The organism is Planococcus sp. SE5232, from assembly GCF_050686535.1.
GTDB lineage: Bacteria > Bacillota > Bacilli > Bacillales_A > Planococcaceae > Planococcus.
Genome location: NZ_JBOGCP010000004.1, coordinates 212,017 through 235,034, shown reverse-complemented (window position 1 = coordinate 235,034; position 23,018 = coordinate 212,017). Strand labels below are relative to the sequence as shown.

General features: G+C 46.6%; 23 protein-coding genes. 15 read left to right on the top strand and 8 right to left on the bottom strand.

Annotated features, from left to right (window positions below):
• Positions 1 to 12 precede the first annotated feature (12 nt).
• The 3 genes from ACRC6Q_RS14650 to ACRC6Q_RS14640 all read left to right on the top strand — a co-directional run bounded on the left by ACRC6Q_RS14650 (position 13) and on the right by ACRC6Q_RS14640 (position 2,463).
• Entirely contained in the window at positions 13 to 654 is a 642-nt protein-coding gene (locus tag ACRC6Q_RS14650; RefSeq protein ID WP_223637384.1) for an NAD(P)-dependent oxidoreductase, read from the top strand.
• A gap of 169 nt (positions 655 to 823) precedes the next feature.
• Positions 824 to 1,093: a hypothetical protein gene (locus ACRC6Q_RS14645; RefSeq protein ID WP_223637381.1), complete on the top strand. Its 270-nt coding sequence runs from the start codon at positions 824 to 826 to the stop codon at positions 1,091 to 1,093.
• Positions 1,094 to 1,176: 83 nt separating this feature from the next.
• Positions 1,177 to 2,463, top strand: a complete 1,287-nt coding sequence (locus ACRC6Q_RS14640) for a purine/pyrimidine permease (protein WP_223637378.1) — start codon at positions 1,177 to 1,179, stop codon at positions 2,461 to 2,463.
• Between the two features lie 374 nt (positions 2,464 to 2,837).
• Here ACRC6Q_RS14640 and pepF read toward each other — a convergent pair whose 3' ends face one another.
• On the bottom strand, positions 2,838 to 4,649 hold the full coding sequence (pepF, locus tag ACRC6Q_RS14635) for an oligoendopeptidase F (RefSeq protein ID WP_431466901.1): 1,812 nt from the start codon (positions 4,647 to 4,649) through the stop codon (positions 2,838 to 2,840).
• A 654-nt stretch (positions 4,650 to 5,303) separates the two neighbouring features.
• On the opposite strand from pepF, the gene ACRC6Q_RS14630 reads away from it, so the two are divergent.
• From ACRC6Q_RS14630 to ACRC6Q_RS14620, 3 genes are all read left to right on the top strand, one after another.
• Positions 5,304 to 5,783 (top strand): PaaI family thioesterase, encoded by a 480-nt coding sequence (locus ACRC6Q_RS14630; RefSeq protein WP_223637372.1) that lies wholly within the window; start codon positions 5,304 to 5,306, stop codon positions 5,781 to 5,783.
• 210 nt (positions 5,784 to 5,993) lie between these two features.
• On the top strand, positions 5,994 to 6,944 hold the full coding sequence (locus tag ACRC6Q_RS14625) for an ATP-grasp domain-containing protein (RefSeq protein WP_223637369.1): 951 nt from the start codon (positions 5,994 to 5,996) through the stop codon (positions 6,942 to 6,944).
• A gap of 78 nt (positions 6,945 to 7,022) precedes the next feature.
• Positions 7,023 to 7,232, top strand: coding sequence for a hypothetical protein (locus ACRC6Q_RS14620; protein WP_431466900.1), 210 nt, complete (start codon positions 7,023 to 7,025; stop codon positions 7,230 to 7,232).
• A gap of 28 nt (positions 7,233 to 7,260) precedes the next feature.
• Here the strand turns inward: ACRC6Q_RS14620 and ACRC6Q_RS14615 are convergent, their stop codons facing one another.
• Entirely contained in the window at positions 7,261 to 7,557 is a 297-nt protein-coding gene (locus tag ACRC6Q_RS14615; RefSeq protein WP_223637363.1) for a hypothetical protein, read from the bottom strand.
• Positions 7,558 to 7,685: 128 nt separating this feature from the next.
• Between ACRC6Q_RS14615 and ACRC6Q_RS14610 the strand changes: the two genes are divergently transcribed.
• The gene (locus tag ACRC6Q_RS14610) at positions 7,686 to 8,363 is read left to right on the top strand and encodes a hypothetical protein (protein ID WP_223637360.1); all 678 of its coding nucleotides are present in this window, start codon (positions 7,686 to 7,688) and stop codon (positions 8,361 to 8,363) included.
• Between the two features lie 43 nt (positions 8,364 to 8,406).
• On the opposite strand, the gene ACRC6Q_RS14605 is transcribed toward ACRC6Q_RS14610, so the two are convergent.
• From ACRC6Q_RS14605 to ACRC6Q_RS14595, 3 genes are all read right to left on the bottom strand, one after another.
• Positions 8,407 to 9,342 carry an aldo/keto reductase gene (locus ACRC6Q_RS14605; RefSeq protein WP_431466899.1) on the bottom strand — a complete coding sequence of 312 codons (936 nt, stop codon included), beginning with the start codon at positions 9,340 to 9,342 and terminating at the stop codon, positions 8,407 to 8,409.
• Between the two features lie 97 nt (positions 9,343 to 9,439).
• Complete coding sequence (locus ACRC6Q_RS14600; protein WP_223637355.1) at positions 9,440 to 10,684, bottom strand: erythromycin esterase family protein; 1,245 nt, start codon at positions 10,682 to 10,684, stop codon at positions 9,440 to 9,442.
• A gap of 89 nt (positions 10,685 to 10,773) precedes the next feature.
• Entirely contained in the window at positions 10,774 to 11,043 is a 270-nt protein-coding gene (locus ACRC6Q_RS14595; protein WP_366522835.1) for a GNAT family N-acetyltransferase, read from the bottom strand.
• 200 nt (positions 11,044 to 11,243) lie between these two features.
• On the opposite strand from ACRC6Q_RS14595, the gene ACRC6Q_RS14590 reads away from it, so the two are divergent.
• From ACRC6Q_RS14590 to ACRC6Q_RS14580, 3 genes are read left to right on the top strand one after another with little or no spacing between them, the layout of a single operon-like run.
• Positions 11,244 to 12,161 carry an ABC transporter ATP-binding protein gene (locus ACRC6Q_RS14590; RefSeq protein ID WP_431466898.1) on the top strand — a complete coding sequence of 306 codons (918 nt, stop codon included), beginning with the start codon at positions 11,244 to 11,246 and terminating at the stop codon, positions 12,159 to 12,161.
• 4 nt (positions 12,162 to 12,165) lie between these two features.
• The gene (locus ACRC6Q_RS14585; RefSeq protein WP_223637349.1) at positions 12,166 to 12,942 is read left to right on the top strand and encodes an ABC transporter permease; all 777 of its coding nucleotides are present in this window, start codon (positions 12,166 to 12,168) and stop codon (positions 12,940 to 12,942) included.
• A 49-nt stretch (positions 12,943 to 12,991) separates the two neighbouring features.
• Positions 12,992 to 13,900, top strand: a complete 909-nt coding sequence (locus ACRC6Q_RS14580) for a catalase family peroxidase (RefSeq protein ID WP_223637347.1) — start codon at positions 12,992 to 12,994, stop codon at positions 13,898 to 13,900.
• A gap of 517 nt (positions 13,901 to 14,417) precedes the next feature.
• Here the strand turns inward: ACRC6Q_RS14580 and ACRC6Q_RS14575 are convergent.
• The 3 genes from ACRC6Q_RS14575 to ACRC6Q_RS14565 all read right to left on the bottom strand — a co-directional run bounded on the left by ACRC6Q_RS14575 (position 14,418) and on the right by ACRC6Q_RS14565 (position 18,040).
• On the bottom strand, positions 14,418 to 15,791 hold the full coding sequence (locus tag ACRC6Q_RS14575) for a Glu/Leu/Phe/Val family dehydrogenase (RefSeq protein ID WP_431466897.1): 1,374 nt from the start codon (positions 15,789 to 15,791) through the stop codon (positions 14,418 to 14,420).
• A gap of 107 nt (positions 15,792 to 15,898) precedes the next feature.
• A complete protein-coding gene (locus tag ACRC6Q_RS14570; RefSeq protein ID WP_431466896.1) occupies positions 15,899 to 17,389 on the bottom strand; it encodes a glycine betaine uptake BCCT transporter in 1,491 nt (496 codons plus the stop codon).
• Positions 17,390 to 17,479: 90 nt separating this feature from the next.
• Positions 17,480 to 18,040, bottom strand: coding sequence for an SLOG family protein (locus ACRC6Q_RS14565; RefSeq protein ID WP_223637340.1), 561 nt, complete (start codon positions 18,038 to 18,040; stop codon positions 17,480 to 17,482).
• 248 nt (positions 18,041 to 18,288) lie between these two features.
• On the opposite strand from ACRC6Q_RS14565, the gene ACRC6Q_RS14560 reads away from it, so the two are divergent.
• The 5 genes from ACRC6Q_RS14560 (at position 18,289) to ACRC6Q_RS14540 (ending at position 23,013) form a co-directional block, all read left to right on the top strand.
• On the top strand, positions 18,289 to 19,239 hold the full coding sequence (locus ACRC6Q_RS14560) for a threonine ammonia-lyase (RefSeq protein ID WP_431466895.1): 951 nt from the start codon (positions 18,289 to 18,291) through the stop codon (positions 19,237 to 19,239).
• A 220-nt stretch (positions 19,240 to 19,459) separates the two neighbouring features.
• On the top strand, positions 19,460 to 20,233 hold the full coding sequence (locus ACRC6Q_RS14555) for an SDR family oxidoreductase (protein WP_223637335.1): 774 nt from the start codon (positions 19,460 to 19,462) through the stop codon (positions 20,231 to 20,233).
• 31 nt (positions 20,234 to 20,264) lie between these two features.
• On the top strand, positions 20,265 to 20,822 hold the full coding sequence (locus tag ACRC6Q_RS14550) for a TetR/AcrR family transcriptional regulator (RefSeq protein ID WP_431466894.1): 558 nt from the start codon (positions 20,265 to 20,267) through the stop codon (positions 20,820 to 20,822).
• 21 nt (positions 20,823 to 20,843) lie between these two features.
• Positions 20,844 to 21,266, top strand: a complete 423-nt coding sequence (locus tag ACRC6Q_RS14545; RefSeq protein ID WP_223637328.1) for an acyl-CoA thioesterase — start codon at positions 20,844 to 20,846, stop codon at positions 21,264 to 21,266.
• Positions 21,256 to 23,013: an acyl-CoA dehydrogenase family protein gene (locus ACRC6Q_RS14540; RefSeq protein WP_431466893.1), complete on the top strand. Its 1,758-nt coding sequence runs from the start codon at positions 21,256 to 21,258 to the stop codon at positions 23,011 to 23,013. The genes ACRC6Q_RS14545 and ACRC6Q_RS14540 overlap by 11 nt, the downstream gene beginning before the upstream one ends.
• Positions 23,014 to 23,018 lie beyond the last annotated feature (5 nt).

Genomic DNA, 23,018 nt, shown 5'->3' with positions numbered 1-23,018 from the left:
GAGGAATAGTAAATGAAAATAGGTATTATAGGCGCCACAGGAAAAGCAGGCAATTTAATTTTAAAAGAAGCATTGAAAAGAGGGCATGAAGTAACGGCCATTGTCAGAGATTCGCAAAAGGTCGAAAATTCGGATGTGCCGGTGCTGGAGAAAGATGTTTTCGGTTTAACGGCAGCAGATTTAGCGCCCTTTGATGTAGTGGTGAATGCGTTCGGTGTTCCACCTGAAAAGGCCAAGCAGCATATCGAAGCCGGAAGAATTCTGATTGACGCACTTAAAGAAGCTCATGATACCCGTTTGATTGTAGTCGGAGGAGCTGGCAGTTTGTTCGTTGATGAAGCACGCACAACCCGTCTGGCAGAAACTCCCGAGTTTCCTGAAGCGTTTAAATCGATTGCCAATGGCCAGGCACAAAATTTGGCTGATCTGGAAGCGTCGGAAGGAATCCAATGGACATTCCTGAGTCCTGCTGCATTTTTTGATCCGGAAGGCCGCCGTACAGGCCGTTACCAAAAAGGCGATGACGGATTTATCGTCAACAGCAAAGGGAAGAGCTACATCAGCTATGCTGATTATGCCATTGCGCTGGTGGATGAAATCGAGAGTGGCGAACATAAGAATAAACGGTTTACCGTGGTTTCTGAAAACCATTAATAGTCTTGGGGAGAAGTCGATTTCAAAGGAAGTCGGCTTTTCTTCTGGGTTGGAATCATCGGCAATCGGATGGAACTTGCCATGAAATGTTCACGTTCATTAAAAGAACAGTAGAATGAATGATGTATAATGAGATGAAACTTAAGGTTTAAAGGTGGGAATCAACACAATGGATTTTTTATATTTTCCTGAAGACAAATCGGAGTATATCCCTGGGATTATTTCTGTCGTTATTATATTCATTTTATCCGTATTGATCGTGCGGTTACTGGTTAAAGCTTCGCGCAAGCAAGTGAAGCAATTGGAAGAACAGGGCTATCCGGCTGTCTACAAAGATGGTTTTGACGCAGAAAGCCCAGATGAGGACAACGCTGATCCGCAGGAAACAGTACGCAAAGTGAATGAAGCAAAAGCTGCCCGTGATAAACCGAAGTCCTGACAACAGTCAGGGCTTTTTTTGATCTTTTCAATAGGTGTATACTGTAAGCAATCGAGGAGAATAGAGAAGTGGGGACAGCGACTATGAAAAATATTTTTGGCGGTGTGCAATGGGCGGTCTTTCTGATCGCCTCTTCTATTGCGGCACCGATCGCAATTGCCAGTATTTTTGGCATGGATACAGGAGATACAGCGCTATTCGTACAGCGGACCATGTTCGTACTGGGCGTCGCCTGTTTGGTACAGGCATCCATCGGGCACCGAATGCCGATCAATGAAGGACCAGCTGGCTTATGGTGGGGGATATTCATTGTTTATGCGGGATTGGTTGGAATTATGTATGCTTCCATGGAAGAATCGCTTCAAGCACTGCAAAGCGGGCTGCTATACAGCGGCGTTCTTTTTATCGTCTTTGCCTATACAGGCTTGGTCGACAAACTGAAAATCCTGTTTACGCCAACCATCACTTTCGTTTACCTCCTGTTGTTGGTTCTTCAAATCAGTGAGTCGATTCTAACGGGCTTACTTGGCATCATCTCTGAAGGTGACTCAGTGGATGGGGTGGTACTGATGGGCGGCATTGCGGTTATTTTACTGACCTTCTTTTTCATGGGCCATAAAGCTCCTTGGATCAGCCGTTATTCCATCCTGTTTGCGATTGCTGCAGGCTGGCTGATTTTCTGGATTCTTGGAAAAGCACCGGAAGCAGAAGGAAGCGTCAGCGCATTGGTTTCCTTGCCGAAGATGCTGGTCTTCGGACCGCTGATTTGGGACAGCGGCATGTTTGTGACCGCTTTGTTTTTGACCATCCTGCTGATTGCTAATATGATGGCGTCGATCCGTGTGATGGAAAGCGTGTTGAAGAACTCCTTTTCGATTGAAGCGCCAGACCGTATTAAACAAGCTTCAGCAGCTTCAGGGATCAATCACATCATTGCCGGATTGTTCTCATCCATCGGTCCCGTACCGATTTCAGGAGCGGCTGGGTTTGTCAGCGCTACCAGAACGCCGGCGCTCAAGCCCTTCATCTTCGGTGGAATCATCGTGGTGCTGATCAGCTTTTTTCCGGCGCTCATGGCGATTCTGGCATCTTTGCCGGCCCCAGTCGCTTACGCGGTCATTTTCGCGGTCTTCACCAAAATGGTGGAGATGGCCTTTACGGAATTGGAAAATGAAGGGGACAGGCAGCATTCCTATAAAGTGGCCGCGTTCGGTTTGATGAGCGGTGTCGGCATCATGTTTGTACCGCCTGAAAGCATGGCGAATCTGCCCTCCGTTTTGGCAGCTACCTTATCGAACGGTCTAATCACCGGCACCATCATCGCTATCTTTGTGGAACAGCTCCTGCTGTGGCGGAAAAAGAGAGTCTGAAAAAGTCTTCGTGCTGTTATTGCGTCGATCGTGCGTTTTTGGTAGCGCGAAACCAGTGCACCGGTACAAGCATCCCCATTTTTCGAGGGGATTTGGATAAAAGCTTATAGAAAGAGCTCTTTGCCGACACGGCAGAGAGCTTTTTTGGTGATTTGATAGTTGGATTGTTCATTTATGGTCGCTCGTGGGGATTTATGGGCGTTCAAAAGGATTTATGGTCGCTCGTGGAGATTTGCAGTCGTTCAGTCCAAACGCTCATAAAAACCTTGGGTGTAGCCGGAGCAGCAAGCTTCTGCCAATCAATACTTGATAGAAGGTTCTCGGCAATCTGAAAAGCCGTACGCATAGGCGCACGGCTTTAAAGTCATTTGTCTTTATTCTTTTTCGATTTCTTCTGTCAGACGTTCCAGCTCATCCACGAGTTCGCCGATATAGGCGATGGTGTCACGCAATGGCTGTTCGGTCGTGATATCGACTCCGGCCATTTGTGCCAGCTCCACCGGTGTTTTGGTGCCGCCGGCTTTCAGGACCTCCAGCCATTCGTCGACAGCTGGCTGGCCTTCGTTCAGTATCCGTTTGGAAACTTGCGTGGAGATGGTCAATCCGGCACTGTAGGTGTACGGATACAAGCCCATGTAATAATGCGGCTGGCGCATCCATGTCAATTCGGCACCCTCTGTAATATCGACCGCATCACCCCAGAATTCCTCTAATACACCTCGTTTGATGCTATTCAAAATGCTGGCGTTGACACTTTTTCCTTCATCAATCCGTTCATATACGTTGCGTTGATAAGCAGCTTCAAGCAAGTGTGTCACGAAATTATGGTAATAGGTTCTGGCCACTATCGAAGAAATCACCCAGCGTTTGAATTTCGGATCTTCCGAGTTCTTCAATAAGTGGTTGGCCACCAGCATTTCATTCATCGTAGAAGGTGCTTCGATAAAGTAAAGGGATGGCCGGGCGTTAAGGGCATTCTGCTCGCGGTTGGCGTTGTAGAAATGGCCGGCGTGCCCAAGTTCGTGGGCCAGCACAAAAACCTCATTCATGCGGCCGGTCCAGGAAATCAGGATATACGGATGGTCGCCGTATGGACTTGAACAGAAAGCACCGGTCGATTTCCCTTTGTTTTGAGCAAAGTCGATCCATCTTTCGGAATAAGACCGATCGATCATTTCGAGGTAATCGGGACCCATGATGGAAAGGGAATCATCAATATACTTTTTGGATTCTTCTACGGTGATTTCTGGCTCATAGTTCGGGTCCAGGGAAATCTTCAAGTCTGCAAAGGTCATGCGGTTGAGGCCATGGACCTTCTGTAATAATTTTGCGTATTTCTGCATATGCGGCGCGAGCTCTTTGGTGATCAGGTCGATTTGGCGGTTGTAGAGCGAGCGGTCCACTTCCTGGTTGATGAGGAGGTAATCAAATATGCTATCGTAGCCGCGCAAATCTGCTGTCGTTTTTTCCGTCTGCAAGTGCATATCATAGGTTTTGGCGGTCGTGTGCTGATAATCCTTCAGTTTCTTCGAAAAGGCTTCAAATGCTGCTCGGCGAAGCTCTGTATCAGGCTCTGCTTCCCAGTCGCCTTCAAAGGAGACGTAGCTGAGCGGATATTTTTGGCCATTCACTTCAAAATCCTCAAAGTTCATATCGACCATTTTTGTCGTGTTGTAAAGACCGTATGGCGCACTGAACGTGGATGAATAAGCGGCAAGGCTTTTTTCCACTTCAGGATGCAGCTGGTAAGGTTTTTTGCGGAGAAGTTTTTCCAGGAATACCTTGAATTCCGTTGATTCCTGCATTGCCTGCTCCAAGGTTTCTTTCGGCAAAGCGAGCAGCTCGCTGTTGATGAAAGAAAGCTTGCTGCTGATTTTAGCAGCAGCTGCTCCAAATTTACTGGACTGCAGTTGAGCCTCGTCATTGGTTTGGTCTGTGCTGATTGTTAAGCTGGCATAAGTGCTCAGCGGGATTAATTTTTCAAGGAAAGCCAGATAATCTGTTAAAGCCTGGATGGCCGAAGGGGCATCAGCAATCGTGCCTTGTGTTTTTTGGCTGAGAGCTTCAGCATCCTGCTCCAAGCTTTCCGAGGCTCGGTTAAACTCTTCTGAATCTGAAAATAAACTCGATAAATTCCACGTCTCTTCAACAGGAACCGCTGAACGTACTGGCAAACTTTTAACCATGTGATCTCTCCTCTATGTATTACGGTTTTCGAACTAATTATTAGTATAGAGGCAGAAAGAAGAAATGTAAAAATATTATTCAGAATTTATAAAAAAATTTTAAAAACTAGGTTTAGATTTAAATACAAGGTGGGTAATGTAAAGTACAAGGCGGAATCACCGTCGGAAGAATACGACTGGATTCGATCCAGAATCGCCTTCAGACGAGAAACTGCACAGCCTTGGCGGAAAATTTGCTTTACTGACGATATTCACTCTTGTCAGGGACCATTGTTACTCGGGTTTCTATCCGGAAAGTGTTTCAAACAGTAAGCCGTAAGTTTTTTGTGGAAGTGCAATTGAAAGCCTGGCTGCAGAACCAAAAAAATTCACTGAGAAGTAAATGTGAACCTAACTGCCCTATCGGCAAGTGACAGTCAGCGCGACTAAACTGCAATGACGAGAGTTTCATATTTCGTCAGAGATTTACAGTTTGTAGAAAGAATTTAATAAAATTTTCCGCGTGCAAAAAATCCCTCAGGATTTTCGAGGGGTGGAAAAAGGAAGAGCATGATCTGATGAAAAGGATCATGCTCTTTCCTTTGTCTAATGAAAAGTGAGCTTAGCGCAAGTCTAGTTCATGAAGAAATATCCCAACGAAAAGAGGAGTAAATTATGGAAAACCATTCAGTAAGTGCAATTCAGGACGAATACCCGGAAGACTTCGCCTGGTGCTACGGCTGTGGCCGCCTCAATAAAGAAGGGCATCAATTCCGTACAGCCTGGGATGGCGAAGAAACAGTCACTTTGTATGAACCGAAGGAAGTACATACGGCTATCCCCGGATTCGTTTACGGGGGGGTGATCGCTTCGCTGGTCGACTGCCACGGAACCGGTTCCGCTTCATTGGCATTGCACCGGAAAAACGGCTTTGAGCCTGGCAGTGGGGAAGAACCGCCGCGATTTGTCACGGCTTCGCTGCATGTCGATTATTTGAAACCGACGCCTCAAGGAATCGTTTTGAAGGCCGTAGGAAAAGTTGAAGAAGTCCATCCGAAGAAATTCAAGGTGAAAACAGAAGTGTATGCTGGTGATGTTTTATGTGCGACAGGCGAAGTGACAGCAGTGGTCATGCCTGCTTCTTTTGCAAAGTGACTTGAGAGTGAACCGGCATTCCGATTTTATTTTTTATATGCAAAAAGGATAAAGTCTAGTTTGCTGGTAAGATTAAAGGACATTATTGTATACTGATTTTATTCTATAAATGTTTGAATATTTCGTGCAGAAATTTTAGTCGAGTTATGGCTGATACAGTAGTTGAAGAAAAATGGCGTTTAAAGCGCTGCACATCTGGGAGGATACAGCATGACGGAAAAAATTTATGTTATCCATGAAAATGAAGAATGGACTGAGCATCTTTTTAAGCGGCTCGATGAATTGGGGTTGCCTTATGAAGACTGGTTTATCGATGAAAGCCTAGTGGATTTGAACGAAATACCGCCTGAAGGCGTTTTCTACAGCCGGATGAGCGCTTCTTCCCATACAAGAGGCCATCGTTTTGCACCTGAAATGACGGAATCCCTGCTGGTCTGGCTGGAACATCATGGGCGCACCGTTTTTAATGGCAGCCGCGCGCTGCGTCTGGAAGTCAGCAAGGTCAATCAGTATATGGCATTGAATGCAGGAGGGATCCGGACACCGAAAACGATTGCCGCCAATGGCAAAGAGCAGATTTTAACAGCTGCTGAGAAGATGGGCGTGCCATCCTTCATCACCAAGCATAACCGTGCCGGAAAAGGCTTAGGCGTCCGGTTATTCCATTCGCTTGAAGCGCTGAAAGAATATGTGGATGGCCCTGAATTCGAACCGTCCATCGACGGCATCACTCTGATCCAGGAGTACATTCAGGCACCGGAGCCATTCATCACGCGCTGCGAATTTGTCGGCGGTAAGTTTGTCTATGCAGTTCAAGTCGATACTTCTGAAGGATTTGAGTTATGCCCTGCAGATGCTTGCCGGATTGATGACCTGTTCTGTCCGGTTGGTGAAGAAACGGAAGAAAAACCGAAGTTCCAGGTGATTGATGGTTTTGACGATTCCATTCTGAAGAAATACGAAGCTTTCTTGCACCAAAATGGAATTGACATAGCGGGGATTGAATTCATCCGCAATGCTCAAGGTGAAATTTTCACGTATGATGTCAACACGAATACCAACTACAACGCTGATGCAGAAGCGGAAGCTGGGAAGTTTGGCATGCTTGAACTTGCTGGATTTCTTGGGCAAGCATTAAAAAATGTGAAACAGACTGTCTGAAGGCGGCCTTCCCTTTGTTTAGGGAGGATGAATGAAGGGAAACTTTCTGGTAACGAGAATCAGAAGAAGGGGTGTTTGATGATGGTAGAGCAAAAAAAAGAAGAAGAGCTGGCAGAACGTCCAGAGTCTGCAGAAGCAGAGGAAATTAAAGCGGAAGAAACTGAGCCGGTCGAAGACGATTCGAAATTCGATAAGATCTACAGCAATGTAGCATCCAATCGTTATGAAAATCTGCGGACCAGTTATATTGAAAATAAAGCAAAAGAGCTGCGAAAACGCAAAAAGTAAAAGGTCGAGTGCAGCTGCACTGGATCTTTTACTCTTTTGGAAGCTTTTCGATTTCTTCCGAAACCACAAATGCCAAATCGTCATTTCCAAACAGCTGAAGGACGTCGAGCAATGTTTCATGGTCAATCTCCAATTCTGCTGCATCTGACTGTTCAATTGCGGCAGTCAGGACGGGGCTTTGCAGTTGTCCTGGATATGCCCGCTGATAAAGTTCGGCAGGGTTCAATTGGTGGTTCGTGCACCATTGAACAAAAAGTTGGACCATCACTTCTTCATCCTGCTGGTATTTCTTGATGATATATTCATCTCTATTTTCATCATTCATGCAAGGTACCTCCATCATTAATGGTTTTGTGTTAGTAGCATACCAAACAATTCGAGTGCTTGCATGGACTTCTATCTATTTTTCCTCTAGAATGAAGCCATGGCAATGACAGTATCGGAGGGTGAATTATGAAATTACTGCAAGTAAGAAAAGGGCAATTCGTTTATTATCAAAATGAATTACACAAGGTGTATTCTGTGAAGCCGCTAGCTAAGAAGTCGGTGCTGATGTTCCGCGTCAAAGATATGGAACAAGTGGCCAGCAAGGCTGATGAGGTCACATTCTACAAACCGAAGCATATGGATTCCTTCTTATTCTTTGGGTCTCGATACACTTTGCGTGAGGATCTGCCAGCAGAAGAAGGCGGTTATATTCTAATCACCAAACCAGATCCCGATTACATGGATCATTATTCGCTGAATGAGTTTGAAAAAGTAGAGTCGGTTGAAGGGAATAATGTCATCACCACTCGCCAGAACACAGTGAAATCAAAAGAATTCCTTGTTATGGCACCTGGAGAAGAACAAGGCAGCAACGATATCGTCTACTTTGATAAATCCAAGGTTTCAGCTGAACAACTGGAGCAGGATGCTCAGTTGGAGGAAGTATTGCGGGAGAAGAACGCCATCCGTCCTTCTATCGGAGATGTCTACTTGAACCTGGATAACACAGGGACAGCAATGGTTGTAGCGATTTCTGGAGAAGAAGTGACCTTGGGAACAGGGGAACGCATTACATTCCATGAGTTGTATAAAGCGGATAACTGGAGTTATTTGTATAATATCAATGATGGCGAATTCAGATAAAATCATAAAAGGCGCCCCCCTGTGGGTCGCCTTTTATTTTAGGTTAACTTTTGAAAATAGAACCGATTTCAAGAATTTCTTCCGTACTCAGCTGAATGTCCAAAGCGCTCAAGTTCGATAGCACTTGATCCGCGCGTTTGGCTCCAGGAATCACACCGTCGATTTCAGGGCGTGCCAGGTACCAGGCCAATACAACATGGACTGTATCGGCTCCTTTCGCTTCAGCCAGGTCCTTCAGTCTCCGCACTTTCTCCAAGTTGCGTTCGAATTCTTTTCCTTGAAGATGAGGCATATTTGTCCGTAAATCGTTGAAGGTTTTGGTTTGATCGTATTTCCCTGCAAGCAAGCCTGCTGCAAATGGGAAGTAGGGAACATAGGAAATGCCATGCTCTTTTACATAAGGGAAATAATCTTCTTCAGCCTCGCGTTTCAACAAGTTGTATTCGCCTTGGAAAACGTCCACATAGCCGTCTTTATTGGCATCCTTTAATTGTTCCATGGAAAAATTCGAGACACCGATTGAACGGATTTTGCCTTCTTCTTTTAAGCGTTGCAGAGCGCCGACAGCTTCAGCTTTCGGTGTTTGTTCATCTGGAAAATGGATGTAGAACAAATCGATATAATCGGTCTGCAGGCGCTTGAGGCTGTCTTCCACCGCCTGTTTCAAGAACGTAGGTGAATTGTCGGTGATGTGTTCATCGCCTTGCCGTCGTTGAGCGCCTTTGGTCGCCACCACCATTTCCTGGCGGGCTCCGGATTCCTGCAGCACTTCTCCCAATAATTCCTCTGAGCGGCCATAGCCGTAAGCGTAAGCCGTATCAATAAAGTTGAGTCCGTTATCAATGCCGGCGTGTACCAGCTCCTTGCCGGTATCTTCATTTAAATCTGGGTAAAGATTGTGTCCGCCTACAGCATTTATGCCGAGGCCGATCGGATTGATATATAAGCCTGTCTTTCCAAGTTGCGCCTTTTCCGTCATTATCAGTACAGCTCCTTTAGGTAAGTCTGTTTTTATCATAACATTCAAAAATTTTTAGGGCGAAGAACAATGCTCCAAAAGAGCTGTCCGATCTATCTTAAAGCGGGCGAAGCGCGTGGGTGTGGTCAAGGAAAATAAAAGCATCATATCGCTGTGACATTTTTGAAGGAACGTAATTGCCATATGCCTCGAATTCAGGGTTATAGACGACACCGATTGCACGATGGCCAACCCAGCGATCAAAAAGAGCGAAATTCTCCGAATGGAACAGCAGAAATTTGTTGAAAGCGCCGGTCCGATGCAGAAAATCTTCCCACGTATTCGGTGTTGCAGGTGGAACGGCCATTTCTTCGGCAGGATCTCCCCAGGAAGGTGCAGCAATGACCGTTCCGGAATGCGTGCCGAAGCCCACTGCATAAACATCTGCCGTGCGGTTTTGCTCACGGAGAATTTGCCCGACATTGGTCATGCCTTCGTTTTTCATATCGGTGGCGCTGGCATCGCCGATATGGGTATTGTGCTCCCAGATAATGATTTTTGCTTCTGTGCCGTGGTAATCCCGAACCTCGTTGATGGCTTCCACCATGTGTTCATCCCGGATATTCCAAGACATTTCCCCGCTTTGTACCATGGCCCGATAATAGTCTTCAGCATTTTTCAGGACCAGCGCATTGATCTTCAAATCCAAATCACTCTCATATGAATCCTTATACAGGTCTTCGTTCGAGCGGATGGAGGCCAGCAATTTGGACACCTCCTCCACGCATGATTTGGAGAAGTCCGCAGCAGTCACGCCATAATTTTCGGGTTCCCGGTTAAAGGGCTCAAAGCAGGCGAATGCTTCTTTTGCCAATTCGACATCCCCACCGGACGGATTGGTTTTTGATAGATAATGGATTACTTCTTCCATGGATTCCCACAAACTGTAAACATCAATGCCGTAAAAACCGACTTTTTGTGGCGTTTTCTGGTTATGCTCTCTCAGCCAACCAATAAAATCAGCAATTTCTTCATTTGCCCACATCCAGGTTGGCCAGCGTTTAAAAGCCTGAAGCACTTCATGCGGGTGGGGATTATCATCGCTAAAATCTTTAATGTAGCGATTGACCTGTTGAGAAGACGGCCAATCACCTTCGACAGCAATTATCGAAAAACCTTTTTCCAGAATCAATCTTTTGGTCAAAGCTGCCCGCCATGTATAAAACTCGGATGTTCCATGTGTCGCTTCTCCCAGAAGGACAAACTTTGCATCGCCGATCGCTTCTAAAAGAGGTGTCAAATCTTCAATTGAACGGAATGGCTGTGCGTTCATCTTGACTGCTTCCTCTAGCGAGATCTTCACAGGTTCCAACCCCTTTTATTGTTCATGTTCCCGCTGTCGGCTCTCTCAAACAAAGACAAAAAAAGCATCCGCTTTGAGCGGATGCTTTCTTATTTTGCCAGAACGTCCTGGAATTCCGGGGTCTTTTCAATGACGCCATTTGCGAATGGGCATTGCGGGTCAATGGTCTTGTTTTCACTGCGGGCATATTCGACAACCTGCGCCACTAGTTTTTTGCCGATTCCCTGGCCTTCCAGCTGTGGGGAAACTTCGGTATGGTCGACAGTCAAAACATCGCCATTTTCTACATAGCTCAGGAAAGCCAATTCTTCGGAATTTTCCAGAGCCGCAAACTTATTGTTTTCGTGTTTGAAATCCACTGATGTTGCCTCCTTTAATCTGTTTTGATTCATTCTTTCTTTGTATTCCCTGTTCCGGTAGAGAATATTCAAGTTCTGAAAGGAAAGTTCTTCGGTTGTCCTGAAGAAGATTGTAAGTTGGAAGAAACAGGCTCATAATATAAGTGAAAATTCAGTTTCAGTAAAGTCTAAAGAGTCTTTGATAAAGGAGCGGTGGGAAAATGAATCCTGTCATTCAATTGTCTCAGTTATCCAAGCGCTACAAGAACTTTTCAGCTGTAGAAGATGTTTCGCTGGAAATCGGAAAAGGGGAGATTTATGGCTTTATCGGTTTAAACGGATCAGGCAAAACAACCACTATCAAAATGCTGCTTGGAATGGTTCGTCCCAGCCACGGGTCTTGCTATATTCAAGGCCGAAAAATAGAGCTTTCCAACCATTCTATGTGGGCGAACGTAGGAAGCCTTGTGGAAACGCCTTATGCCTATCCGGAGTTGACGGTCAAAGAGAATCTGGAGATTTTTCGTCGGTTGCGAGGGGTTTCCGATGCGGATGTGGTGCACCAGGTGATGGATCAGCTGAAGCTGACGGGCTATGCAGGTAAAAAAGCGGGCAAGCTTTCGCTGGGCAATACGCAGCGTTTGGGCATCGCCAAAGCGTTGCTGCATAAACCGGAAATTTTAATTTTGGATGAGCCGTCAAATGGACTTGATCCGACAGGCATCATTGAGGTCCGCGAACTGTTTCAGCATCTGGCCAAGGATTTGGGCGTGACGATTTTCATGTCAAGCCATCTATTGAGCGAGGTGGCTAAAATTGCGACCAGGATAGGCGTAATCCATCAAGGGAAATTGCTTCAGGAAATCAGGACAGACCAGTTTAAGGACCTGCTCCAAAAACGTCTGGTTATCGATGCGCGGGAAAAAGATAGAGCGATGACTGCGTTGAATCACGCGGGGTATTCAGCCGTATTTAGCAAAGAAGGAAGAATTGAAATAACTGCTGATTATGCTGTAAGGCACCCGGATGAGATTTCCCGGTACCTGGTTTCCGGTGGTATTCCTCCGACGCATCTGGCTTTGGAAGAGGAGGACTTGGAATCGTATTTTCTGCATGTCATCACTCAGCGAAAGGAGTAACTCGATGGCTTTCTTGAGGGCGGTTCAAGTGGAGATGTTGAAGATCCGGAAATCGAAGATGATTTGGATTACCTTAGCTGTCTTTACGATGGCGCCTATGATGGCAGGATTCTTTATATTTGTATTAAAAAACCCAGAGCTTGCGAAAAGTTCAGGATTGATTGGGGATAAAGCCCAGATTTTCGGTGTAGCAGATTGGCCAACATACCTGAGTATGCTGGCGCAAATTATTGCTGTGGGAGGGATTCTGGTATTCGGCTTTGTGACAAGCTGGGTATTTGGCAGAGAATACGCAGATCGGACCGTTAAGGATCTTTTGACCTTGCCGACACACCGCATGATCCTCATCCTGGCAAAGTTTTTAGCGGTAATGTTAACGAATTTATTGCTGAGCGTCTATATTGTCCTGCTGGGAGTGAGCATCGGATTCTTTATCCAGCTGCCACAATGGTCTTTGGAGATGGTATCGGACAGCGGATTTGTATTGCTGGCTACGACGCTTCTTACTTTGGCACTCAGCACTCCGCCTGCTTTTTTGGCCTGCTATGGCAGAGGCTATTTAGCGCCCATCGGTTTTATCCTTTTCATGGTGGTGCTCGCCCAAGTTATTGCGGCAGCCGGCTATGGAGCATTTTTCCCTTGGGCCGTTCCAGCCATATTCAGTGGAATGGCTGGAACGGAGACGGCACTCGGAGCCGGCAGTTTCTTTTTGGTTCTTTTCACAGGTTTCATCGGCTTGGCAGCCACCGTTTCATGGTGGTTGTATGCAGACCAGCATTGAGACGTTAAAATCGTCAAATAAGGGTATGAAACATAGAAGAGGTGATGACATGGATGAGTTAGCAGAAACGGCCATCAATCGAATTGAAAAGGTATTCGGTATTTATCCGGGCTATCGGCGAGCCCATGCCAGAGGAAAAAGTTACAGGGCGATTTTTACAGCGACGGGTTCGGCCAACCATTTGACGACAGCGCCGCATTTTCAACAAGGAGAGAGCAGCGCGTTTGTGCGATTTTCCCATTTTTCTCCAGATCCGACATGGGCTGATGCCATGTCGCCGGTCAAAGGAATGGCGGTCCAATTCCGTTTGCCGAACGGGGAAGCCACCAATATTGTTGGTGTCACGTCTCCTATCTTCTTTGCTAAAACACCTGAAATTTTTACGGAGATGCTTGGTGTCGTCAAATCGTTCAAGAAAGGAAAACCCAGCTTAAAGGAGCTTGCTGGTTTATTGGCTGATTATCCTGAAAGTGGAGCAATGATCGACAACATCCGGAAAATGCAGGCACCAGCTAGTTTTGCCACTGGCCAGTACCATTCGATTCATGCGTTTTATTTTACCAATCAAGACGGCCAGCGTCAGCCGGTTAAGTATTTGTGGGAACCGGAAGAAGGGGTGGAAACATTATCACCGCTTGATGCGGTTGCCTTGCCGGTCGGTTTTTTTGAAGCGGATATAGAAGACAGAATCGCACAAGGTCCGGTGAACTTCCACTTGAATGTGATTTTGGGGGAGCCGGGAGACCCCACTGATGATCCGACAAAAGAATGGCCAGAAACCCGGGAGAAAATAACGATCGGCTATTTGTCGATTACAGAAGAAGCGCCGGAAGCAGATCAAATTGTCTTCGATCCTACACTTGTTACAGAAGGCATTGAATGCTCAGAAGATCGGATCCTCAACTTTCGACACGATGCGTATCGAATTTCCCATCAACGAAGAACGTCTGAGACGTAAAAAACGCACAGCCCAACTTAATGGGCTGTGCGTTCAGACTGTAGACAAAGTCTGACCAAAATGTATAGCGGTGCATAATCCCCAAGCGGTCCGGCCACTTCGCTTTCCGTGGGCTCAGCTTCAGCCTCCTCGTCACTGCGTTCCTGCGGGGTCTTCAGCTATCGCTGTCCCACAGGAGTCTTCGTGGCCAGCCCGGTTGGGGCATGTTGCTTCAATCAAAGAGAGAAGCTTCGTAGTCAATTTCAGAAGAAAAGAATCCCAACAAACCTGATAACTCCTTCACTCAAGGATCCGGAGCGCAAGGCGGCGACTCCTGCGGGGACAGCGAAGTGCCGAAATCCACTCGGGCGCCAGTCCGAGTTAGTTCGGCGCGAGCCCGCGGAAAGCGTCCGCCTGAAGCGCAGGTTCCGGTATAAACAGGATGAAATGTGTATTCATGCTTTAAATGACATCAATATTCTTGTGTCTACAAGCTCAACGCACAGCCCAACTTAATGGGCTGTGCGTTTTCTGTATCTCAGTAGAGTTTCCCTTGTCGATAAATCACGGTCGACAGCCGCGTAACGGCATGGATAAAGCAGTTTTGGCGCAGAGCATACGGATCTCCGTAATATTGCGGAAGCATCATGTCCATGGTTTCTTGCATTTTTTCGATCAATAACCGGTAAACTTCTGCTTCTGTATAGAACTGGGTTTCACGGCCTTGCAGCCATTCGAAATAAGAGACGATAACCCCGCCGGCATTTGCCAGAATGTCAGGGATGACGACGACGCCTTGTTCATTCAGGTATTCATCGGCTTCAGCGGTTGTCGGGGCGTTTGCTCCTTCAATGATGATCCGCGCCTGGACATCTTTCATATTGTCTTCACGAATCTGGTTTTCCAGTGCTGCCAGGAGCAGTACATCAACAGGTAACGTGACGAGAACATCCCGTTCTTTTATTTCTGCTTTGATGCTGGCGCTCTGCAGTTGCTCTTCAGTCGATGGCAAATCTCCGCGATTGGTTTTGGTAAATTCGATCAATGCGGGGATGTCCAGTCCATCTTCGTTATAGAGTGTGATGTTGCGGTCGCTGACGGCGACGATTTTATGGTCGATTAGAGGACATTTATAAGCTTCGAGAGCTGCAACAGCGCCCACGTTTCCGAAGCCTTGAACGGCCATCTTCAAGGGACGGTTGTATAATTCCAATGTCGTTTTGGCAAAAGGGTTATTGCTGTTGGACAGCAGCTGATGGTTTGCTTTCACATAATCATGGAGCAGGTAACGGAACGTAAAGTAGACGCCTTTCCCAGTCGCTTCCCGTCTTCCGAGAGAACCGCCGTTGACGACACTTTTCCCGGTGAAGCTGCCGAGGTAAGGTGTGCCATGATGGACTTTCTTGTATTCTGCCATCATCCAGTCCATCTCCCGTTCGCCTGACCCCATGTCCGGTGCAGGAATATCTTTGTCAGGACCGATGACATCAGCGAAATAGCGGACATACTTTCTGGAAATAAGATTCAACTCTTTCTCCGAGTATTCGCGCGGATTAAGGACAATGCCGCCTTTGCCGCCGCCAAATGGCACTTTGTGAAGAGCGTTTTTCAAAGTCATCAGAAATGCGAGGTTGATGACTTCTTCTTCGTTGACGCTTTCGTGAAAACGGATACCGCCTTTATAAGGACCCATTGCATCGTTGTGCTGCGCACGGAAGGCAGGAATCCGCACCACACTTCCGTCATCCAAAGGCACCCTTAGGAAGGCTTTATGTATTTTATCAGGGGTGGAAAGAATGGCGCTCAGTGAAGCAAAAGCCTGTTTCCGATCAGTCAAGCCAGGTAGGAACGCATCATTTTCAAGCAATGCATCCAATGATTCCTGGATGATTTTTTTGGTTTCTTTCTGCATATCCGGAACACCTCCAATGTATATTGTCTAATTAACCTATACCCGCTCTATTTCTATTTAATCAATAAGAAAAACCGTCTTCAGGAATCTCCCGAAGACGGCTGGTGTTATTTTTTATGTTTCATCAATTGCAATTCCAGATTCAGCGCTTTGAACAACGCTATTACCATCAAGATCATCACGAAAGAGAAAGGCAATGCCGCAATGATGATGGTGTTCTGCACCGCCGCTAAGCCGCCGACAGATAGCAGGATAGCCGCCACCATCGACTGGGCAATTCCCCAAAGAATCTTAATTTGATTGCTCGGTACCAATGAACCGTGCGTTGACTGCATCCCTAACACAAAAGTAGCTGAGTCAGCAGATGTGATGAAGAAAGTCGTCACGAGGAGAATAGCTATGATCGACATGACGAAGCCAAGAGGCATCTCGCTGAACATTGCGAACAATATTTGTTCAGTAGGAAAAGCGGTTAAATCAATGCCGTTTTTTTGGAAGTTGATTGCCGTCGAGCCGAAAGCCGCGTACCAGATTCCAGCAAAGGCGCTTGGAACAAGGACAACGCCGACCAAGAACTCACGGATGGTGCGGCCCTTTGAAATGCGGGCGATGAACATACTGACAAATGGTGCCCATGAAATCCACCAAGCCCAATAGAAGATGGTCCAGCCATCAAGCCAACTGCGGTTTTCTGCATCCAGTGGAGCAGATTCGAAGCTTAAACTGATTAAATTCTGGACATACGCACCAAAGGTTTCGGTGAACATATTCAAAATCAATAGAGTTGGACCCAATATCAGAACCAGTACCAGCAAAACGACTGCCAAAATCATATTGATATTGGACAGGTATTTGATGCCCTTGTTTAGTCCGGACCATGCGGAAATGATGAACAGGATGGTCACGGCACCGATGATCAGCATCTGCACCCAGTATTCCTGGGGGGCACCGAACAAATAGGAAATGCCTCCATTAATTGAAGCAGCACCAAAGCCGAGTGAAGTTGCTACACCAAAAACCGTAGCAAAAACTGCGAGTACGTCAACAAGTGTTCCTAAAGGACCGTTCATCTTGTCGCCGAAAATCGGCTTCAGTGTTGATGAAATTAATGCAGGTTCGCCTTTTCTGAACTGGAAAAAGGCTAATGATAGAGCAACCATTCCATACATTGTCCAGATATGGATGCCCCAGTGGTAATAGGAGCGTTGCAAGGCTTCCTTGAACGCTTCGTCGGATCCAAGTTCTGCTGTTGCTGACTGAATGGCGAAATGGGATAGAGGTTCTGAGGCGCCATAAAATACGAGTCCAATCCCCATTCCTGCTGAAAACAGCATGGATATCCAGCTGAATGTCGAGAATTCCGGACGATCCGAGTCTTTGCCCAAACGGATTTTACCGTAGGGACTGACCATGATGATGGCGACAAGAATCAGCAAGATGGCCATAATCATTAAATAGTACCAGCCGAATGCTGTATTGATATAGTTTCGGATGTTTCCAGTGGCAGATTCAAAGGTTTCAGGCGCGATAACGCCAAAAGCTACAGTTAAGATAACCAGTACAAATGTGATGTAAAAGACTTTCGAAGCTTTATTCATAATTCCTCCTGAAGTAATTTTTTTAACATAGTTGTTAAGGTTACCTAAAAGCTTCTGTATAGTCAACCGGAGGAAGAGGTATGTGGGCTATTAATTGTCCCATTCCTTCAGTTGTTCTTCTTCTGTCACAACACGCAGGTCGTCACCGGTTATGGTCAATACTTGGTAGTCAGACGTCTCTGCATAACGCTCTGCTTCTTTTTTGATGAATTTAGGCGAGCCGTCGGTTTCTTCGTCATAGATGATCAGGATGCCGTCGGAATTGCGCAAGAAGAATTTGTTTTTCTCGATAAACTGCCAGGGAGCTTCGTAAGGTTTACTGGTTAGGCTGCGATGGAAATCAGCTTTATCGAGGATCATCCGGTAATGTTCCTGCTTTTTTTCGTTCCATCTTTTTTCCTGTTCCAGAAACGGTGTAAGCACGGCATATTTCAATTCAGGAAATTCTTCCTTCATCTCTAAAACCACTTCTGCTGCCCACGTTTCAACACCGAGTTGCCCGCTTACAATCACCCATTCCAACCCTTCATCCACCAAAGCGCGAAAGCGGTTTTCCAAAGCTTTTTTAATAAAACGGATACCCGGACTCTTTTCATCGAATATACCGAGTTCATGTTGTTTATAGCCAGTGACAACTAATCGTTTCAACAATCTATCCACTCCTTTTTAAGGATTTGCAATCTAAGTCTACCGTATAGGTGGTGGATTGAATACCCGATTCATGTATTCAATTTATTGAAGAAAGCAAGATGAAGTGACGCTGGCAAGGAGCTGTAAATGAAAACAGCGTTTTAGCAAAGAAGGTATTGAAACGGAATATTAACTCCTTTATCAGGGAACATATTAAGATACGGGGCACACAAGGGGACTTCAATCCGCAAGATAAAGGAGTGTATCAAATGGTCAGCTTGGAGGATGTAAAAAAAGCGCAGCAGGAAATTCGCGGTACGATTCATCGGACACCGATTTTAACGTCTTCACTTCTTAATGAACGCTGTGGAATCCAGCTCTTTTTAAAAGCGGAGCATCTGCAGAAGACAGGTTCTTTCAAAATACGGGGAGCTACAAATGCGGTGAAGCAGGCAGTTGCAAGTGGTGCGTGCTCTATTACGGCGGCGTCATCCGGCAATCATGGCCAAGCTATCGCTTATATCGCCGGGCAGTTGGGTGTTCCGGCGGTGATTGTCGTTCCTGAGGATGCCAATCGAGCAAAAGTGGAAGCGATTAAAGCCTACCAGGCTGAAGTGGAATATTGCGGACTGACATCAGCTGATCGAATACCGAGAGCGAAGCAATTAGCTGAAGACAATGGAGGTGTTTATATTCCCCCCTACGATCATCCCGCTGTCATCGCAGGACAGGGAACGATTGGGTTGGAGATTTTGGAGCAGCTGGAGGATGTGGCTGTCATTGTCGTACCGGTTGGAGGCGGCGGCTTGATTGGGGGGATTCTTTCAGCGGTGAAAAGGAGTAAGCCGGAAGTCCAAGTTATCGGAGTTGAACCGGAGACTGCCGATGATACCTTTCAGTCACTTCAAAAGGGCGAAATCATTTCCATTTCCGGTACTTCGACCATCGCGGACGGTTTGCGCACTTCGCAACCGGGTGATTTGACCTTTCCCATTTTGAAAGACAAGTTGGATGAGCTGGTCTTGGTTTCCGAAGAGGAAATAAAGGAGGCGTTCCAATTTTTACTGGAACGTACAAAGCAACTGGTGGAGCCTTCTGGTGCAACAGCCTTAGCCGCCGTGATGGCAGGTAAAGCCGGCAAAGCAACTGACAAAGTGGCAGTCGTCCTATCAGGAGGAAATGTCGATCTGCATCAGATTCCTCTGTTCTTGAAAAACTGATTGCGCAGATGGCCGTCAAGTATTAAAGCCGACAGAAGGATAGCGATGTTGAAAAAAAACAGGCAGGCTGATCGATTGCGTAAGGGAATGGGTCCGCCTGTTTCTATTATATTAAACGTTCCTTGCATTCCATGTTTGAAAACGGTACCATAAATTTAAGTATTCTGAACATACTAACTAGTTAGTATGGAGAGATTATCATCAGTCAGGGGGATGGAAGATGAACGTAATGGACTTATTCAAATTGGATGGCAAGACAGCAATTATAACAGGTGGAGGCCGTGGTCTCGGGGCCATGATGGCGGAAGCTTTTGCAGAGGCGGGGGCAAACGTCGTCTTATGTTCGCGGAAGGTGGAAGCTTGCCAGGAAACAGCCGCTAAGTTGGAGGGGATGGGTGTCGGTACGCTGGCACTGGCTTGCGATGTCACCAATCCCGATGATGTAGAGATGGTCGTTCAAAAAACGCTTGAAAAATTCGGTTCTATCGATATTCTGGTCAATAATTCCGGTGCCACATGGGGAGCACCAGTTGTCGATATGCCGCTGGATGCATGGAAAAAGGTCATGGACGTCAATGTAACGGGAACATTCCTGATGAGCCGCGAAGTAGGAAAAGCGATGATCGAACAAAAGAGTGGGAAAATCATCAATATTTCTTCGGTTGCTGGACTTGGGGGAATTGACCCGACCTTGATGGACACCATCGGCTACAACACCAGCAAAGGTGCGGTCATCACTTTTACGAAAGATCTGGCTGCCAAATGGGGGCAGCATAATATTAACGTCAATGCAATTGCTCCGGGGTTCTTTCCGACCAAAATGTCGAAAGTTGTAATGGAACAAGGGCAGGAAGGCTTGCTTGCCCAAACACCTTTGAACCGCTTTGGCACAGAAGAGGATTTGAAAGGGACGGCTTTGTTCCTGGCTTCGAAAGCTTCTGATTATATAACTGGGGATGTCGTTGTCGTTGATGGCGGCATGCACGCTCTGTAGATTATGGGAAAACGAATGGCGGGGAATGACCATGAAAGAGAACATCAAACAGAAAAGCATTCTCCTGTTTGAGGAAAAAGGTTTCAGTGAAACATCCATACAGGATATTGTCGAAGCCATAGGTGTAACGAAAGGGACTTTCTACTATTACTTCACCAGTAAGGAACAGCTGCTGATGGATATACATTTGGGGTATATCGATGATTTGCTGGAACGTCAGGAAAAGATCAGGCAAAAGCAACTCAGCAATCGTGAAAAAGTTACGCAACTCATCGCGTTATTGATTACCGATATCGCGAATCACGGTCCGAGCGGCAAAGTGTTCTTCAGGGAAATGCGTCATCTTTGCGAAGACAACGCATTGGAAGTTAAGGGGAAGCGTGAAAAATTCCGGAAAAACTTGGAGGGAATCATAAGCGATGGGATGGCTCAAAACGAATTTCGGCAAGGACTGGAACCGGATATCATCGCTTTCGCTATTTTAGGCGTCACTAACTGGAGTTACCAATGGTTTAATCCAACTGGAGGAATTTCAGCTGATCGGCTGGCAGCCGTATACAGCGATTTGATTTTGAACGGCATCGTTTAATGGGCAGAGGAGGAAAGGGTAATGGTACATGAAATCCCAGTAAAAGTGCGTTTTAGTGAAACAGACGCATTGGGTCATATCAGCAATATCAGCTATTTTATTTATCTGGAAGAAGCAAGGACAGAATTTTTCGCAGATTTGGGCTTTGGGCGCGACATCAATAACTGGAAAATCATTCTTGCTTCAGCTTCCTGCGATTTTGTCAGCCAAGGTTATTACAATCAAAAATTAGTCGTCCAAACGGCAGTCAGCAGAATCGGCAACTCAAGTTTTCAGGTGGTACATGAGATCAAAGATGCTGAAAGTGGGGAACTGGTTGCAAAAGGGCAGGCAAGTGCGGTTCATTTCAACTTTAAAACCCAAAAAAGCGAAGTTCTACCGGAAGCCAACCGCCAGCTGCTTGAAAAGCATCTACTGAAGGAGGCAAGTCCCCATGGAAACTAAAATCTCAGGATATAAAGGGGCGGCTTTTCTGTACCAACCGTCCGAGCGTTTTTTCACACCGGAAGATTTTACCGATGAACATCGCTTAATCGCCAAAACAGCCAAGCGCTTTCTCGAGAAGGAAGTGCGGCCGAACAACGAAGACATTGAAAGCCAAAATTTCGGTTTGGTCAAAGAGCTTATGGAAAAAGCAGGAGATTTAGGATTGCTTGGCCATAGTATTCCGGAGGCATATGGTGGCCTTGGCCTGGACAAAATCAGCAAAGGGCTGGTCGGGGAGTCGCTTGGTTCAGCTGGAGGCTATGGCGTGGCACATTCCAACCATACATGCATTGCGACGTTGCCGATCACTTATTTCGGAACGCGAGAGCAAAAAGAGAAGTATTTGCCGAAGCTGGCTTCAGGCGAATTTATCGGAGCTTACTGCCTGACAGAACCGGGGGCGGGATCCGATGCGCTTTCTGCGAAAACAACAGCCAAGCTCAATGAAGCAGGTACTCATTACCTGTTGAATGGAACGAAGATGTTCATCACCAATGCAGCTTTTTCCGATACGTTCATCGTTTACGCAAAAGTGGATGGCACAGCCTTCACGGCTTTTATTGTAGAAAAAGGTCATCCCGGCCTGTCGCTTGGACCTGAGGAACAGAAGATGGGCATTAAAGGTTCTTCGACGCGTTCGGTCATTTTTGAAGACTGCCAAGTACCGGTGGAAAACTTGCTTGGTGAAATCGGGAAGGGCCACGTCATCGCGTTGAATGTCTTGAATTTGGGTCGCTATAATTTAGGATCCGCTTGCATGGGTGCGGCAAAATATGGGCTGGAGCTGGCACTGAAATACACCAGTGAGCGCCGCCAATTCGGCAAAACGATTGCTGAATTTACGGCAACCCAGGAAAAATTAGCTGATATGGCGCTCCGCATCTATGCTTCTGAATCACTGCAATACCGGACTGCCGGATACTTAGAGGATGCACTGGGGGGCCTTTATGAATCGGAAGACCAAGGACTGATCGCCAAACAGTTGATGGAATACGCGGTCGAATGCGCAGTCTGCAAAGTACATGGTTCGGAAACGCTCGACTTTGTAGCGGACGAAGCACTTCAATTGCATGGGGGCTACGGCTTTATCAAGGAGTACAAAGTAGAGCAAATGTACCGGGATTCACGGATCAACCGGATTTTTGAAGGGACAAATGAAGTGAACCGATTGCTGATTCCTGGAAACCTGCTGAAGCAGGCGGCTAAAGGAAAGCTCCCATTACCGCAGTTGACAGCAACGGCAATCAAAGAAATGAAGTCTCCTGCGGCTATGGGCGACTCGCCTATTTCCCGGGAAATAGAAGCCGTACAGGCGGTTCGCCGGATTTTCCTGTTCTGCACCGGTGTTGCCTATGAAACATATGGCAATGGACTGGGTGAAGAGCAGGAAATATTGATGGCATTGGCGGATATCGCCATCGCTTTGTATGCTTTGGAATCTGCAGTGATGAGAACGTCGAAAGCCATCGAAACAGGTGAACACGCGCAGAAAGTGCTGATGGCGCAGGCGTTGACGGGCGATACATTGTTGGAAGTGGAGATGGCTGCCCGCAAAACGATGCAGGCGGCTTCTGCTGAAAACCAGCTGGGACGCAATACCGCAGCTGTAACAGAAGAATTGAGCCGGCTGCAGCGCGGCAGCATGGACAAAGTAAAACGGCAAATTGCAAAAAATCTATTGAATGCGGAACAATACATCTATTAGGGGGA